At 57.3% G+C, this 15,139-nt stretch carries 14 protein-coding genes and 2 pseudogenes; 10 read left to right on the forward strand and 6 right to left on the reverse strand.

The window, feature by feature from the left end; all coding sequences use genetic code 11:
- The first annotated feature begins 88 nt into the window (after positions 1-88).
- Positions 89-247 (forward strand): hypothetical protein, encoded by a 159-nt coding sequence (locus tag J4859_RS05085; RefSeq protein WP_212333657.1) that lies wholly within the window; start codon positions 89-91, stop codon positions 245-247.
- Between the two features lie 340 nt (positions 248-587).
- Here J4859_RS05085 and J4859_RS05090 read toward each other — a convergent pair whose 3' ends face one another.
- The 3 genes and pseudogenes from J4859_RS05090 to J4859_RS16095 form a co-directional block, all read right to left on the reverse strand.
- A complete protein-coding gene (locus tag J4859_RS05090) occupies positions 588-2,324 on the reverse strand; it encodes an ABC transporter ATP-binding protein (RefSeq protein WP_212333661.1) in 1,737 nt (578 codons plus the stop codon).
- Positions 2,325-2,360: 36 nt separating this feature from the next.
- Complete coding sequence (locus J4859_RS05095; protein WP_212333665.1) at positions 2,361-3,002, reverse strand: helix-turn-helix domain-containing protein; 642 nt, start codon at positions 3,000-3,002, stop codon at positions 2,361-2,363.
- A 494-nt stretch (positions 3,003-3,496) separates the two neighbouring features.
- Positions 3,497-3,619: pseudogene (locus tag J4859_RS16095) on the reverse strand (IS30 family transposase); the annotation flags it as partial.
- 155 nt (positions 3,620-3,774) lie between these two features.
- Here J4859_RS16095 and J4859_RS05100 point away from each other — a divergent pair.
- A complete protein-coding gene (locus tag J4859_RS05100) occupies positions 3,775-5,517 on the forward strand; it encodes an IS1634 family transposase (protein ID WP_212333681.1) in 1,743 nt (580 codons plus the stop codon).
- A gap of 278 nt (positions 5,518-5,795) precedes the next feature.
- On the opposite strand, the pseudogene J4859_RS05105 reads toward J4859_RS05100, so the two are convergent.
- Both J4859_RS05105 and J4859_RS05110 read right to left on the reverse strand, forming a co-directional pair.
- Positions 5,796-5,951, reverse strand: a pseudogene (locus J4859_RS05105) (IS30 family transposase); the annotation flags it as partial.
- Between the two features lie 120 nt (positions 5,952-6,071).
- Complete coding sequence (locus J4859_RS05110; RefSeq protein ID WP_212333687.1) at positions 6,072-6,449, reverse strand: helix-turn-helix domain-containing protein; 378 nt, start codon at positions 6,447-6,449, stop codon at positions 6,072-6,074.
- A gap of 500 nt (positions 6,450-6,949) precedes the next feature.
- Between J4859_RS05110 and yedF the strand changes: the two genes are divergently transcribed.
- The 8 genes from yedF to J4859_RS05155 all read left to right on the forward strand — a co-directional run bounded on the left by yedF (position 6,950) and on the right by J4859_RS05155 (position 14,327).
- On the forward strand, positions 6,950-7,561 hold the full coding sequence (yedF, locus tag J4859_RS05115; RefSeq protein WP_212333690.1) for a sulfurtransferase-like selenium metabolism protein YedF: 612 nt from the start codon (positions 6,950-6,952) through the stop codon (positions 7,559-7,561).
- Positions 7,562-7,584: 23 nt separating this feature from the next.
- Positions 7,585-8,445 carry a selenium-dependent molybdenum cofactor biosynthesis protein YqeB gene (yqeB, locus tag J4859_RS05120; protein ID WP_212333694.1) on the forward strand — a complete coding sequence of 287 codons (861 nt, stop codon included), beginning with the start codon at positions 7,585-7,587 and terminating at the stop codon, positions 8,443-8,445.
- Positions 8,438-9,508: a selenide, water dikinase SelD gene (selD, locus tag J4859_RS05125; protein ID WP_212333697.1), complete on the forward strand. Its 1,071-nt coding sequence runs from the start codon at positions 8,438-8,440 to the stop codon at positions 9,506-9,508. Before yqeB ends, selD begins: the two co-directional genes overlap by 8 nt.
- A 26-nt stretch (positions 9,509-9,534) precedes the next feature.
- Positions 9,535-10,569 (forward strand): XdhC family protein, encoded by a 1,035-nt coding sequence (locus J4859_RS05130; protein ID WP_212333700.1) that lies wholly within the window; start codon positions 9,535-9,537, stop codon positions 10,567-10,569.
- Positions 10,570-10,805: 236 nt separating this feature from the next.
- Positions 10,806-11,753 (forward strand): GTP 3',8-cyclase MoaA, encoded by a 948-nt coding sequence (gene moaA, locus J4859_RS05135; protein ID WP_212333704.1) that lies wholly within the window; start codon positions 10,806-10,808, stop codon positions 11,751-11,753.
- A gap of 3 nt (positions 11,754-11,756) precedes the next feature.
- Positions 11,757-12,686, forward strand: coding sequence for a cyclic pyranopterin monophosphate synthase MoaC (gene moaC, locus J4859_RS17525; RefSeq protein ID WP_371812186.1), 930 nt, complete (start codon positions 11,757-11,759; stop codon positions 12,684-12,686).
- A 27-nt stretch (positions 12,687-12,713) separates the two neighbouring features.
- Positions 12,714-13,790: a molybdopterin-binding protein gene (locus J4859_RS05150; RefSeq protein WP_212333707.1), complete on the forward strand. Its 1,077-nt coding sequence runs from the start codon at positions 12,714-12,716 to the stop codon at positions 13,788-13,790.
- 12 nt (positions 13,791-13,802) lie between these two features.
- Positions 13,803-14,327 carry a molybdenum cofactor biosynthesis protein B gene (locus tag J4859_RS05155; RefSeq protein WP_212333710.1) on the forward strand — a complete coding sequence of 175 codons (525 nt, stop codon included), beginning with the start codon at positions 13,803-13,805 and terminating at the stop codon, positions 14,325-14,327.
- A 17-nt stretch (positions 14,328-14,344) separates the two neighbouring features.
- Here the strand turns inward: J4859_RS05155 and yqeC are convergent, their stop codons facing one another.
- On the reverse strand, positions 14,345-15,097 hold the full coding sequence (gene yqeC / locus J4859_RS05160) for a selenium cofactor biosynthesis protein YqeC (RefSeq protein WP_212333713.1): 753 nt from the start codon (positions 15,095-15,097) through the stop codon (positions 14,345-14,347).
- Positions 15,098-15,139 lie beyond the last annotated feature (42 nt).

Raw genomic sequence — 15,139 nt, forward strand, 5'->3', positions numbered from 1 at the left:
TGCTGCGCAGACTTTAGGCTATATAGGTATAGCGAAGCGCCCTTAAGGACGCATAAAGACCCACACCTCTCATCTATGCGCTAAAGCGTTGCTAAGGAAGCCTTTGACTAGAGAGGGCCTTGCCTGTGCGCTCTTGTCCGAAAAAGGCATCGAGTCCAGGAAGGCATCCGGCCGCTTAAAGGTAGAGCATCCCTTCCTTATCGTGAAGCGGCGCTTCGGCCCCTTAAGGAAGCGCTACAGGGGATAGAGAAGACCTCCTGTATGCTCAAGTCTTTCTTGCCCTTGCAAACCTTACCCATGTGCATCTTTTGCCGGCAGGCTGCACCTCCCGGTTCCCAGAGTCGCTTGATCCGTCTTGGAGCCTTATTGCGGTGCATGGGGCAGGACGGATGTAAGGATGGCGGCTCCTGTACGTGCTGGATGAGCATCCTTTCCCGCCTTTCCCGCATGCCGGCCTAGAAAGGCTGTGTGGCCGGTCCTCTCTGACACGTTATGGGGCATTAATCATCGTTTCCCTAGAGAACATACAGAAGAAGCGCTACCGGATTGTCTTCGATGGTGCTTCTGTCTTTGCTTTGCTCCTACAGTCACATGCTAATGGTATAGAGGGCATGGAAGTAGCCCTCAGGCTCTGCTATGAGCTCGTCGAAGGTGCCTTCTTCGCAGACCTTGCCGTCTTTCAGAACTGTGATGCTGTCAAAACTCTTGAGGAGTCCTGCATCGAGCCTATGTGTCACCATGATCCTCGTCGTGCCGGAAAGCCCCAGGACCGCTCGTGTGACCTGATCTGCGGTCCTCTGGTCGAGGGCACTTGTTGCCTCGTCGAAGAGAAGCGTCCTTGCTCCATGGAGCAGAGCTCTTGCTATGCAGACACGCTGGCGCTCGCCGCCCGAGAGGTTGGCTCCTTCCTCGCCGCACTGGTAGTCGAGCCCATGTGCTGCTACGAAGTCGGCGAGCCCCGCGCGCTCGATAGCGGAGGAGAGGGCATCCTCGTCTGCATCGCCGAACATCGTGATGTTGTCCTTCAAGCTGGTATCGAAGAGGAAAGTATTCTGGCTCACGAGCGACTCTGTCCCGTAGAGGGAGTCGAGGCTGATATCATGGAGCTCGGACCCATCGAAGGCGACCTTGCCTTCATAGCTCCTGTGTGCACCCATGAGGAGCGAAAGGAGCGTCGATTTTCCTGAACCCGATGCTCCTACCACGGCATAGCACTTTCCAGCCTCAAACTCTGCCGTGATGCCTTTGAGGACGGGGTTTCCTTCCTCGTAGCCGAAGGAGACATCCTGAAGCGTGATGTCCTGCGGAAGCTCTGGTGTGAGTGCAAGAGTTCCCTCTTCTGTCTGGGCATGCTCGAGTTCTTGGGCAAGCTTTTCGCAGAGCGCCTTGGAGGCCTTTCTGGCTGCAAAGATGGACGGAAGGTCGGCAATGGGGATGTGGATATAGTTCATGAGTTGCGTCACCATCATGATGCCGCCGATCGTTATCGCCTGCTGCGTCACGCAGAGCCAGGCGCCGAAGAAGAGAACTGATATCTGGGAGATAGAGCCTGTCGTCTCTGCCACAGCCATGATTGCCTTCTCGCAGCGGCGCTTTGCCTGTTTGGCATCTTCGAGCTCAGTGTTGGCAGCAAGGAAGCGTCTCTCTGTGGGCTTTTCTGCCTTGAAGCTCTTGATCTGCGCAAAGCCTGCGATTATGTCATGAACTGCTGCGACGAAATGTCCCATCTCATCCGAGATGGCCTTCTGGCGCGGAGCCAGGCGCTTGCCAGAGACGACAGAGATCCAAAGCGACAGCACGGCGCAGACGATGGCCCAGGTAGCCAGAGGCACGCTCTCCACGAAGAGGAGAATCACAGCAGAGATGAACATCGGGATGTCTGTTGCTAAGGTCTCGATCTTCTCGAGATAGGTCGTCTCGATCGTCGTGATGTCGTTCGTGAAAGCAGATTCGTAGATAGAGGCTCCGCCTTGGTCGAAGGCGCCGATGCCCTTGTCGAGCAGCTTTGCGAAGGAGTGCGTGCGCAAGTTCATGACAGCACGCCTCAAAGATGCCGGTTCGGCCTGCCTCAGAAGGAGCGTATCGACAAGTTCGAAGCCTATCGAGAGGGCTGCAAGGATGGCGGAGAACCTGAGCTGCTCCAGGGAGTTCGAGGCGATAGCATCGAGGATGAGCTTCACGACCCAGGAGAAGAAGCTCCCGATGAGGCCTTCGAAGATGCCAAGCGCTATGACGGCAGCAAGGAGCAGATGGTTGTGCTCGAGCATCGATGCCCAAAGCTCGCTCTCCAGCCCGTCATCTGTGGCAGAGGCTGCTTGTTTCATGGCTATGCCTTTCTTGTGGAATGATATGAAGCGTCGCTAGTCGATCCAGATGCGGACGTGGTCTCCGCCATCCTCCATATCAACGAGCGTGCCTGCCTCGGAGAAGTCCATGGCGGAAGCGGCGCTGGAAAGATCGACGCCGAGGCCTTCAAGGCCTGAGATGCTCGAGACGCCGCTCTTGAGGAGACCTTTTGCGAGGAAGAGCGGGATATTGAGGTTCACGACCTCGTCGGGGTCGTCGCCGTCGATGCACTGGATATGCATGGTCTTTGGTCTCTCGGGGGGCGTGTGTACCTCTTCGCTGTCATCTGCATCCTTGCCAGAAAGGATGAGAGAGATCGGTCCCCTGCGCTTCTTCGGGGATGGCTGGACCTCGACGTTTCCTGGCTCAGACTCGGGTTCTGCCTCCTCTGTGGCAGACACAGAAGGAGTCTCTTCCTCTTTCTTGTTCTCTGCCGGCGCCGTAGTAGGTCCTGCCCCGAGGAGCTCGTCGGTCGTTGTGCCGAGGAATTTTGCCAAAGGCACGAGCAAGCTGATGTCAGGGTAGTTCTGGTCATGCTCCCATTTGCTCACAGCCTGGGCGCTCACGCCCATCTCACGGGCGAGATGTTCCTGTGTCATGCCGTGCTCGATGCGCAGTCTCGCGATGCGCCTTCCCATGGTCTCTTTCTCAGACATTGCTCTCTCCCTCTATATGGCCCGCTGCGGCACCTGCCGCATGGGTTCTGGTTTCATCTTCTTGGGCGACGTCCTTTTCATGTTCCATTCTGACGGGTTGGCAGGATGGTGCAATGACGGAAGGGTTGATGTGGCTCGAGACGCTCTCAACCATGGCTCAACTCTCGGTTGAATGAGCAGCTCATAGGCTCCAAATGTCCAATCTGCTGCAAAATCAGCCGATGCAACAAGTAACCAAGGTTTCGTCCGTGCCATACGCATGTGTGCGCAGGTGCAAGGAAGCTCTGATAGTATGGAAGAAGTAGAGCCGGCTTGGGTGGAGCAAAGCTGGGCTGCGCATGAGGGCAGGTCTTTGCGCTTAGAATTCCCAAGCTCGCAGGGTCAGGCTCGCTGCTGCTTGGACTGCAGCCTTCATGAGCTATCCGGAATCTTTCTGGGGCGAATCTTCAGAGCAAGTACAACGTGACCCCGCAGAAGACCTCCAGCAGGCACTTTCAGCCTAGGCGCTTGCGAGGCCTGCGGTTGAGGGTATCGTGCACCTCCTGGACCTCTTCGCCGCTCACGTCGTCCAGGGATCTGCCCTTCGAGAAGAAGTCGCGAAGGAGCCCGTTGGTGTTCCACAGTTTTGCAGTTTGAATAGCTAACGATTCCGTCGCGTGCCCAGGTAACTGGGCAATTTTTTATATCAAACTTCAAGTATTTTACTTGTTATGTACGGTAATTTACCCTACAATAAGGAAGCAATGTTGCCGCAGGCGGGAGGCGCTTTCACATGTTCCTCAAGAAGACGAAGAGGCCCAACGGCCGGATCACGCTGTCGGCCGTGCAGGGCTATCGCGACCCGAAGACCGGCAGGCCCAAGCAAAGGAGCGTCGAGACGTTCGGCTACGTCGACGAGCTCGAGAAGGAATTCAAGGACCCGCTCGCCCACTTCGCCGAGGTCGTGAAGGCCATGGACGAGGAGCGCCTCGCCGCCGAGGGGCCCCAGACCATCACGATCCACCCGCTCCAGAAGGTGGACAAGCGCGCGGCCAACCGCAAGTGCGTCGGGGACGCGGTGCCTATGGCCTACTACGACGCCTTGGGCATAGAGGGCTCGATCCGCTCCAACATGCGCGGGCGCAAGGTGGCCTTCGACGTCAACTCCCTCCTGCGCCTTCTGGTCTCCGAGAGGCTGCTCTCGCTAGGGTCTGAGCATGCCGCCTGGCAACGCGCCGACAGGCACCTCCTCAAGGCCGACCTCGGCGAGGCGGACGTGTACTGGGGGCTGGGCGAGCTCTCCCGCATGAAGGGGGCGATCGTCTCCAAGATGAACGCCTCCATCGCCGCCGCGGGGATAAGGGACCTCTCCAACGGCTACTACGACTGCACGAACTACTTCTTCGAGAGCGACGGGGACGACTTGCGCCGCCGCGGCGCGGGCAAGGAGCACAGGCCGGTGCCGATCGTGCAGATGGGACTCATGCAGGACGGCAACGGGGTGCCGGTGGACTTCAACCTCTTCTTGGGGAACACCCACGACGACGCCACGCTGATCGACGCCCTCCCGGAGGCGAAGCGCGCCGCGGGCATGGGGCGCGTGGTCACGGTCGCCGACAAGGGCATGAACTGCGCGTGCAACATAATAGCCACCGTGGCCCGAGGGGACGGGTTCGTGTTCTCGCAGTCGATACGCGGCGCCAAGTCGCGCCGCGAGCTCAGGGAGTGGGTCCTTTCCGACGGGGGCTACGACGTGCGGGGGGACGGCGAGTTCAAGATGAAGTCGCGCCAGGACGTGAAGCTCGTCAAGGTCCCAAGGGAGGACTCGCGCGACGGCAAGGCCCACGAGGTCGAGGTCCCGGTCCTCGTGGTGGCGTTTTGGTCGCGCAAGTACGCCGAGCGCGCCCGCCATGAGAGGGAAAAAGTGCTCCAGAAATCCGAGCAGCTTGTCAAATCTCCCGGCAAATACACCAAGGCCACCCACCTCGGCGCCGCCAAGTACGTGCGCAACGTCGAGTTCGACGCCGACACGGGAGAGGTGATCGACAATCCCAAGAAGCCCGAGCTCGACCTGAAGGCGATAGACGAGGATGCGGCATGCGACGGCTACTACTGCATCGTCACCTCCGAGACCTCCTGGGAGCCCGGGCACGTCATCGACACCTACCGGGAGCTTTGGAGGATCGAGGAGTCGTTCAAGGTCACGAAGTCGCACCTGAGGGCGCGTCTTGTGTTCGTGTGGACGAGGGAGCACATCCAGGCCCACTTCCTCACCTGCTACATAGCGCTTACCATCGAGCGCGTCATCGAGCACGCGCTCGGGCACAGGTACTCGGCGGGGGAAATCCTGGACGACCTTCGCGCGCAGGAATGCGTGCACGCGGAGGGCGAGTGGTGGCTCCTGAGCCACCGCACGGACCTCACCGACGAGCTTTTCTCCCTGATAGGGGAAGAGGCCCCGCGCAAGTGGATGACCATGTCCTCGCTCAAGGCCTTGTTCAGAAAGGGCAAGGAAGTTCGCTGGAAGCCCGCGTAACACTACAGAAAATATACAAGGAAAAAAGGCTGTTTTACCAGTTCAGAATAGGTAAAACAGCCTTTTTAACTGCAAAAGTCAGGAAGTAGAGCCGGCTTGGGTGGAGCAAAGCTGGGCTGCGCATGAGGGCAGGTCTTTGCGCTTAGAATTCCCAAGCTCGCAGGGTCAGGCTCGCTGCTGCTTGGACTGCAGCCTTCATGAGCTATCCGGAATCTTTCTGGGGCGAATCTTCAGAGCAAGTACAACGTGACCCCGCAGAAGACCTCCAGCAGGCACTTTCAGCCTAGGCGCTTGCGAGGCCTGCGGTTGAGGGTATCGTGCACCTCCTGGACCTCTTCGCCGCTCACGTCGTCCAGGGATCTGCCCTTCGAGAAGAAGTCGCGAAGGAGCCCGTTGGTGTTCTCATTGGTGTCCCGCTCCCAGGGGATAGCAGGCAGAAGAAGACCAAGCACTGAGAGCCTCCTGAAGCCCCTCGGTGTACGCGAACTGCCTGCCGCGCTCCAGCGTGAGCGTCTCCATCGGCTTGCCGCAAGGCGCCCCTTCGATTGCTGGCTTCACCTGCGCGCACATCTTGCCTTTGGCGAGGATCCCGCTCTTGCAGTCCCGTGACCAGGCACGCGCCACCCTGGGTGAGCAGCGCTGCTCGAAGATCTTCTCGCAGACGATGCGTACGCTTCGGGGTCGCCAGCAGCTTTTTGTGCCTGTACCTCCTGCTTTTGCGCCGTGTGCTCGATAGCGTAGGCGACGCTGTAGCGGCTGCGCTTCCTCACGTGCCATAAGTTGCGCTTGATCTTCCCGGAGACAATCGACTTATCGCAGCCGATGGTGTCTGGGCTGTCTTTGTCGTGGAGCATGATAGCGATGGTCTCGCGCTGGTAGATGCTAAGATGGTAGTAGCGGCTCATGAGATCCTCCCAGTCGGTTTCTTTCACAAGCACCCTTCTAGGAGCCCGCAGGCTGTGGTCTTTTCAGGAGCGTTGCACTAGCAGTGAATAATCACCATCTGTACTCTTTAAAGCTTCTGTGGGGCTTATGCTCACGCCGCCTTCTTGCAACAGAGGGCATAATCCACATCGTGTCCCTGCGAGAACTCGCACGCTGTTTTTCTATCACGTGGGTACCTAGGGAAACGATGATTAATGCCTATGCCGGCTACGAAAGGCCACGTGGGTGGTCCTTTCTGACACATCATTGGGAATTAATCATCGTTTCCCTAGCGTTTGCATTGCTTTGCCAATGAAGTGACCGTTGCACCGATATTCTTCAATGAAGCAGTTCTTTTGGTCTTCTTGATACCTCTGACACTCCAATCTTTGAGTCAGATGTACAGATTTTTGTCGGCCCCTCCTTTGGTACACTAACCGATGCGCATATACTTATCAGTGATCAGTTTAAACACATTTCTTTGACACCACGTGATAAGGAGAGTGCTGTGCGTGTTGATGCAAGAAATCAGACCTGTCCGAAACCGGTTGTTATGGCCCTTGGAGCCTTGCCGAAGCTGCAAAAAGGTGAGAGCCTCGAGGTCATCGTAAATAACGAGGCCGCCGTCCACAACTTGGCCCGCCTGGCGCAGGAGAAAGACTGCGACCTTAAGACCGAGGCGAATGGTGACGAGACGATATTGACGTTGACGCCGCGCGGTGTGATCACCTCTGACCGCTCCGCTCAGGATGAAGCTGCTGATTTCTGCGAGATCCCGGACGTCAATTCCTCCGTTATCGCAATTGGTAAGGACCACATGGGCGAGGGCAACGACGAGCTCGGTAAGATCCTGATTGAAGGCTTGATCTATGCATTCGCTCACCAGGCGAAGGTCCCCAAGAAGATGATCTTCTTCAACGGCGGTGCCTACCTCACCTGCAAAGGCTCTGAGAGCCTCGAGGACCTGAAGGAGCTTGAGAAGCGCGGCACCACGATCCTGACCTGTGGCACCTGCCTTGACTACTACAAGATGCGTGACCAGCTCGCAATCGGCGGCGTCACGAATCTCTATGAGATCGCACAGACCTTCTCCTCCAATCCGGGTGTCACGCTGATCTAAGTCCGAGGTTTATAAGGAACACTATGCTCGTTGTTATCCGTGGCGCAGGGGATATCGCCACCGGGGTGGCGCTTCGGCTTTTTCGGAGCGGTATGCAGATCGTGATGTGCGATCTACCCATCTCAACCTCAATCCGTCGTACCGTCTGCTTCAGTGAAGCGATCCGTTTGGGAAGCTACTCCGTCGAGGGTGTGGAAGCGGTCAAGGCCACCGATCCTCAGGAGGCGCTCAAGCTTGCTCAAAGCCACAAGATCGCCGTTCTGGCAGATCCTGAAGCGAACTGCATCAAAGAGCTCAAGCCACAGGTTGTGGTCGATGCGATCTTAGCTAAGAAGAACCTGGGCACCACAAAGGATATGGCGCCCGTGGTTATCGCCTGCGGCCCGGGCTTTGAGGCTCAGAAGGACTGCGACGCGGTGATTGAGACGATGCGCGGCCACTATCTGGGTCGTGTCTGGTACTTTGGAAAGCCGATTCCCAACACGGCGGTGCCGGGCTTGATCGGCGGCTATGCCGGTGAGCGCGTGATGCGCGCCCCTGCAGATGGCACCTTTGAGGGTGTGGCCTCGATCGGCGATATGGTCCACCAAGGGGATGTGTGTGGCACCGTGGCGGGTAAGCCGATGCTCGCAACGCTTGGCGGCGTGGTCCGTGGCCTGATCCAGACCGGGGCACACGTGCATAAAGGCATGAAGTCAGGCGACGTGGACCCCAGAGGGGTCGTTGCCTATTCTCGCTGTGCCTCGGATAAGGCAATCGCCGTCGGCGGCGGTGTTCTGGAAGCGATTTTGAATCTTTCGGGTGCTCTGGCGGACAGTAAGCCGCTGGTTACCGAACAGGGAGAGCGTCCGGTTCGAGACGACGAGGAGCAAAACCATGAGTGAAGCGAAGGACGACGTAAAACTTACCAAACTCGCTGAGTGTGCCGGCTGTGCCGCGAAGGTGGGCGCCGGAGAATTAGTGGAGCTCTTGACTGGGCTTCCCACACGCCGTGATCCCAACCTGATCGTGGGGTACGACAAGGCTGACGATGCGGCGGTCTATAAGCTGAGCGACGACCTGGCCTTTGTGACGACGCTCGATTTCTTCCCGCCGATTGTGGACGACCCATATACTTACGGCGCCATCGCCGCAGCCAATGCGCTCTCCGACATTTTCGCAATGGGCGGAGAGGCCAAAGTCGCCCTGAACATTATGGCAATACCGGAGGATATGCCCTCTGATATCGTGCACGATATCCTCCGTGGCGGTTACGAGAAAGTCTACGAAGCCGGAGCCTCCATCGCGGGTGGACACTCCATCTACGACAAAGAGCCGAAGTATGGCCTGGCCGTGGTCGGCCTCGTCAACCCCAAGAAGCTCTTAACTAATGCGGGTGCCAAGGTCGGGGACGTCTTGATCTACACCAAGCCGTTGGGTATCGGTCCTACCGTCACCGCCGATAGAGAGGGACTCGCAAAGCCTGAGAGTGAGCAGATGGCGCTCGATGCGATGCTCACGCTCAATCGGGCTGCGTGCGATACGATGGTCCAGTATAAGGTGCACGCAGTAACGGATGTCACCGGTTTTGGTATGATGGGCCACCTGTTGGAGATGGCGCAGGGTGCCGATGTTGACATCAATATCGACGCCGATAACATCCAATTGATCCCGGGTGTCCGCGACATTGCAAAACTCGGCCTGCTTCCCGCTGGTGAGTACCGTAACCGCCATTTTGCGGAGACGGAGGTGGATGCCCCGGGCGTGCCGCTTGATCTGATGGATGTGCTTTTCTGTCCGGAGACCTCCGGCGGTCTGATGATTGCGGTCGATCCTCAGGATGCCCCGGCTTTGCTTGATGCGCTGAAGGCAAATGATAAGGTGATGTACGTGAGCGAAGTGGGCAGCGTTGCCGAGCATACGGCAGGTAAACGCATCCATGTCCACAGCAGTGAGACAACGGCATAACCCACCTGAGAAAGAAAGTTAGATATATGAGTGATTCACACGAGACCCTGCGCGACGAGCAGTTTGTAGGAAAGCTGGCCGCCGAGGTCGAGGCCGGCCATCCGTTTGTTATGTCCTCCATCTTAGCGACGCAGGGCTCAATGCCCCGGCACGCCTCTGCGCGTATGGTGCTGCTCGCAGACGGTTCCTTTATCGGTACGATCGGCGGTGGTCGCATCGAGATGATGGCACAGGAGCGCTCCCAGAAGGTAATGAGCGGAGAAAGGGGTAACTCGATCGAGTGGCTGACCCACGCAAAGACAAAGATGGCCTGCGGGGGCGACGCATTGGTCTCGGTGCGCCATTCGTTCCCGGCGAAGCAGGAGCTCCATATCCTGAAGGATGAGATCTTAGGCTGCCTCAAGGAGGGCAAGCCCTTCCTGCTGGAAGAGGACTGGTCTGATCCTGCAGATGTGAAGATCACGACAGTAGAGTTGGATGAGCTGCCCGCAGATGACAAGCGCGCTAGTGCGGATGTCCCAGTCTGGGATGAGACCACCAAGCTCTACAGTGAGCCCATGGGGGCAGACCCGAAGGCCTTTATCTTCGGTGCGGGCCATGTCGGGCATGCGTTGACCCCGGTGCTCGCGAGCGTCGGCTTCAAGGTGATCATAATGGACGATCGCCCCGACCTCTCCAAGTCGGAGGATTTCCCCCAGGCTGAGAAGGTCCTGGTCGGAGACTTCAAGAAGCTCAACGACTATGTGCACATCACTCCGCGTGACTATGTGGTGGTGCTGACCCACGGCCATAAAGGGGATATCGATGTGCTCGAGCAGGCTCTGAAGAACCACCCCGCATATGTGGGCTGCATCGGGAGCCGTAGCAAAGCCGCGTTTGCGCGTCAGACATTGATTGAGCGGGGGTGCGACCCAACCGATGTGCAGAACATCCATCTGCCAATTGGTGAGGATATCTTGGCGGTAACGCCGTCGGAGATTGCAATCTCGATTGCCGCCCAGATGATTGAGTGCCGTGCAGAGTATCGTCCCGACTGTCCCCATCAGCACATCAAGAACTAGCCAGAGAACACTAGAGACATGAATACCAACGCTTGGGTAGCGGAATCACTCCGTTACCCTGGCGTTTTTGCTTTCAGTTAGCCCAGTATCAGAGATTGCTCCAGTGTGGTGGATCTGACCGTTTAGTGCGTGTTTATTGTTCCAGTGACCGGTCCTGCTCTGGTGCGATAGAGTCAATGGAGTATAACGAAAAGGATGATAGTATACCTTACAAAAAGTAAGAAAGAGTTTGCCTGATGCATGACACTGAAGGAAGACACATTGAATATCTGCGTCTTTCAATCACAGATCGGTGCAACTGTCGCTGTCAGTACTGTATGCCGGCAGAGGGGGTACCCAAGCTCAGGCATCAGGATATCTGCTCATTTGAGGAGTTGGCACACATCACCCAGGTGATGACAGAAATGGGTGTGCATAAAGTGAGGATCACCGGGGGAGACCCGCTGGTGCGGCGTGGGGTCGTCGACTTTGTCGCAATGCTCCACGCAATCCCCGGGATCGACGAGCTCACGATGACTACCAATGGCCTGGGGCTTCCCCGCCTTGCAAAGCCCTTGAAGGAAGCGGGGTTGGATCGGCTCAATATCTCGCTGGATACGCTCAATCCTGAGCTCTATCACCGGATCACTCGGACTGGGACGCTCGATCAGGCATTGGCTGGTATTCAGGCTGCCCGTGAGGCAGGTTTTACCCATACCAAGTTCAATGCGGTGCTGATGGGCGGCATCAATGATACTGAGGTGCCTGAGCTGGTGAAACTCACGAAAGATGGATCCTACGAGATGCGCTTTATTGAGTTGATGCCAATGGGGCCTTGCGCCGTCTGGCCCCGGGAGCGGTTTATCCCAGCTGATACGGTGCTGAGGTTGGTACCGGACCTGAAACCTATAGACCACGAAGGTGTGGCAGAGCTCTACCAGGTGCCGGGCTGGAAAGGCAAGGTAGGCCTGATACGGCCGCTGAGCAACAGGTTCTGTGCCGGGTGTACCCGGGTGCGGGTGACTGCAGACGGAAAGCTGAAACCCTGTCTGCATACCGCCAATGAGATCAATCTGAGGGGACTCAACGACGATGAACTGCGTGCCACAATTCAACGAGGGATTGCACTGAAACCCCTCCACCACGAATTGCTTGAGCACCATCGCTCAGATGCACTGCGCGACATGAACGAAATTGGAGGATAGAGCGTGGATTTGACGCACATCAATGAACAGGGGCGTGCCCGGATGGTCGACGTGTCAGCAAAGGACAAGACTTACCGTATTGCACGCGCTGCTGGAAAGATCCTGATGAATCCGGAGACTCTGAATCTGGTGCGCACTGGTGGCGTCAAAAAGGGAGATGTGCTGGCGGTGGCTCAAGTGGCGGGGATCATGGCAGCAAAGAAGTGCTGGGAGCTTATCCCGATGTGCCATCCGATTCAGCTTACGGGCTGCGACATCGACTTCCAGTTTGAGCCGGATGGGATCTCTTTTGTCGCGGCCACCAAGTGTACTGGGGAGACCGGTGTCGAGATGGAAGCGTTGACCGCTGCGAGCGTCGCAGGCCTCACGATCTATGACATGTGCAAGGCCCTGCAGCGTGACATGGTGATTGAGCAGGTATGCCTACTTGAGAAGGACGGTGGTAAGTCGGGTCACTTCGTTCGGAAAGACGAGAAAAACGACGATATCGCTTCACAGGGCACGGTCGTAGCAACCTGCATCTCGGAGAAGAGAGGGACCCGCAAACACCTGGTGGATGCGATTGAGCTCAAAGTCGGCAAAGGTATCGTGAACGATGCCCACGCCGGCAACTGGCATCGCCAGGTGAGCCTGTTGGGCAATGAGTCGGTGGATAAAATGCGTGCCAAAGGTTTGGACTTACATCCCGGTGACTTTGCGGAGAACATCCTGACTGAGGGTATCGATCTCCCGAAGATCCCGACAGGCTCAATTATTGATGTCGGTCCGGTTCGGATGGTCGTGACGCAGATCGGAAAGACCTGCCACAGCGACTGCGAGATTAAGCGGTTGACAGGCATGTGCGTGATGCCGACCGACGGTATCTTTTGCGTCGTGACGCAGTCAGGTACCGTGAAGGCAGGAGACACAATTTACGTCCACCACACGCATTAAGCGCATTGAATAGTGGAGAGGCAATGTATGAAACTCATTCGCACTGAAGACGCGGTAGGGCAAGTCCTCTGCCAGGATATGACCCAGATCGTGATGGGTGGTACCGACAAGGATGGCAAACCCCAGAAGTCCTTTAAGGGTCCACGCTTCCGTAAGGGGCATGTAGTGCAACCGGAGGACATCCCGGTACTGCTAAGCATGGGCAAAGAGCATCTCTATGTATGGGAGATACAGGAAGGGATGCTCCACGAAGATGATGCCGCAAGGCGCATGGCGGCGCTGTGTCTCGGCAGCAACACCTGCGCTTCAGGGGAACCGAAAGAAGGCAAGATCGGGATCAATGCGGCCTGTGACGGCGTATTCCTCGTCGATACGAAGCGCCTGAATGCGGTCAACAGTGTCGACCAGGTGATGATTGCTACCTGTCACGGTGACTTCCCGGTCAACAAGGGCGACTCACTGGCGGGGACCCGCGTGATCCCGTTGGTGATCGACGAAAAACTTGTCGAGCGGGCAGAGCAGGCCGCAGATGTGGCACACCAAGGTGCGCTCATGCGCGTAGCACCGTACAAGGTAAAGACTGCCGCAATGATCGCGACCGGCTCTGAGATTAAGAAAGGCCTGATCGAGGACAAATTCACTCCGGTGGTGGAGCGAAAGCTTGCAGAGTATGGAGTCAAGACCGTGAGCGTCGTGAAACCCGGAGACAATATGGATGACCTCGTGCGGGTAATCGCGGATGCTCGTCACCTCAAGGTTGATATGATCGTCTGCACCGGCGGTATGAGTGTGGATCCGGATGACAATACACCGGGTGCTATCAAGCACGCTGGGGCTCGCATCGTGACGTATGGCGCACCGGTGTTGCCCGGAGCGATGCTCTGCCTTGGGTACTTCGATACACAAGACGGCGGTGACCCCACCCCAATCATCGGCTTGCCGGGCTGTGTCATGTACAACAAGGCAACGGTCTTCGACCTTGTCTTGCCGCGCCTTGCGGCACGCGTTCCCCTCATGAAGCAGGACTTCGTGACAATAGGTGAAGGTGGCCTGTGCCTCCACTGCGAGCCCTGCACCTATCCGGTGTGCCCCTTTGGCAAATAAGGTGATAGCTCTATGGGCGATGCAGATAACAAAAAAGCGGCTTCTAGCGCTCGGGTGATCACGGTGAGTGACCGCTCTTCACAAGGGGCACGCGAAGACGCTTCCGGTCCCGCGTTAGTGAAGTTGCTGCAGGATGAGGGCTATGCGGTTGAGTCTGAGGTCGTGCTCGTACCCGACAAGCAGGATCAAATTAGAGCAGTGCTCGAGCAGGCGGTACAGGATAAAGTAGCGCTGGTTTTGACGACCGGTGGCACTGGCTTTGCACCGCGCGATGTGACGCCGGAGGCGACCTTGCAGGTCATTCAACGTCGTTGTCCAGGTATTCCGGAAGCGATGCGTGCAGCTTCGCTCGCGATCACCCCACATGGGTGCCTCTCCCGTGAGGAGGCGGGCATCGCCGACCGGACCCTCATTATCAATCTCCCCGGGAGTCCAAAGGCCGCCCGAGAGAATCTACAGGCGGTGCTGCCGGCGCTGCCGCATGGGCTTGCACTGATCAATGCCACCGGACCCACGGACTGCGCTCCTCAGCACTAACAACTGAATAGGTTGCTTCAATCGGCGCGGGTGCAGGTCTTAGCCCGCGCTGATCCGTAATAGATGGGCATATCGGGAAGCGTAGCGTGTAGAGTCTCGGCAAAGAGCTGCACCGCTTCGATGTAGAGGTCTGACACGTCGCACTGGTTCACGAAGACCACGTCGAAGGTGAGATGTTCCTTCTGATGCTCTTGGCCCATCTCCTGGGCGATGAGCTCGGGGGTTGCCTTTGCGTGGGAGCTTAATTTCATGCGGCGGCAAAAGAGCTCCGGGCGGTGGACTACTTCAATCACCGGTTCATTGAAGCCGGAAGCCCCGATGACTGCGATCGTGAAGCAGGGGAGGTCCGGATAGGCGGGCTCCCAGGAGGCATGTGCCTTGAGGGGACGTTCGTGGGATCCATCCGCTTCGATCAGAATAAAATCTGCCAGCGTGGCGAGTTTCTCGACGCCCCAGGAGGGCGCTTCAATCTTTTTGAGGCCCCTGACTTCGCAGTACTCTCCGATATAGGCGAGTCTATCTTCTTTGAGCTCCTCAACCGCTTTGTCTGTGTCATCCTCCGTGATCAGAGGAAGTACCTTAGGCGGCCACACCTTGGTTGTTGTGGTCAGTGCCACGGTTTTTGCAGGAAATGCGCGGTGGAGCTCTTCTCCCAATTCCTCCATCAGCGTCGTCTTGCCACCGCCCCCGATGAAGGCAAGATAACCTCCGCCGGAGGCACAAGAGGTGAGTAATGGGGCAAAGGGCGAGTCTTTTAATGAATAGGTCATACTTCTAAATTCCGTATTGGTCTAAGGGGTTTGTTTCACTAT

The sequence above is a fragment of the Atopobium sp. oral taxon 416 genome (assembly GCF_018128285.1).
Classification (GTDB): Bacteria; Actinomycetota; Coriobacteriia; order Coriobacteriales; family Atopobiaceae; genus Olsenella_L.

Bases quoted from the DNA above. Each gene is read 5' to 3' on its own strand.
- selD (WP_212333697.1), top strand. From the start codon at position 8,438: ATGAGTGAAGCGAAGGACGACGTAAAACTTACCAAACTCGCTGAGTGT.
- yqeB (WP_212333694.1), top strand. From the start codon at position 7,585: ATGCTCGTTGTTATCCGTGGCGCAGGGGATATCGCCACCGGGGTGGCG.
- J4859_RS05130 (WP_212333700.1), top strand. From the start codon at position 9,535: ATGAGTGATTCACACGAGACCCTGCGCGACGAGCAGTTTGTAGGAAAG.
- J4859_RS05095 (WP_212333665.1), bottom strand. From the start codon at position 3,002: ATGTCTGAGAAAGAGACCATGGGAAGGCGCATCGCGAGACTGCGCATC.
- J4859_RS05155 (WP_212333710.1), top strand. From the start codon at position 13,803: ATGGGCGATGCAGATAACAAAAAAGCGGCTTCTAGCGCTCGGGTGATC.
- J4859_RS05100 (WP_212333681.1), top strand. From the start codon at position 3,775: ATGTTCCTCAAGAAGACGAAGAGGCCCAACGGCCGGATCACGCTGTCG.
- moaA (WP_212333704.1), top strand. From the start codon at position 10,806: ATGCATGACACTGAAGGAAGACACATTGAATATCTGCGTCTTTCAATC.
- yqeC (WP_212333713.1), bottom strand. From the start codon at position 15,097: ATGACCTATTCATTAAAAGACTCGCCCTTTGCCCCATTACTCACCTCT.
- J4859_RS05150 (WP_212333707.1), top strand. From the start codon at position 12,714: ATGAAACTCATTCGCACTGAAGACGCGGTAGGGCAAGTCCTCTGCCAG.
- J4859_RS05090 (WP_212333661.1), bottom strand. From the start codon at position 2,324: ATGAAACAAGCAGCCTCTGCCACAGATGACGGGCTGGAGAGCGAGCTT.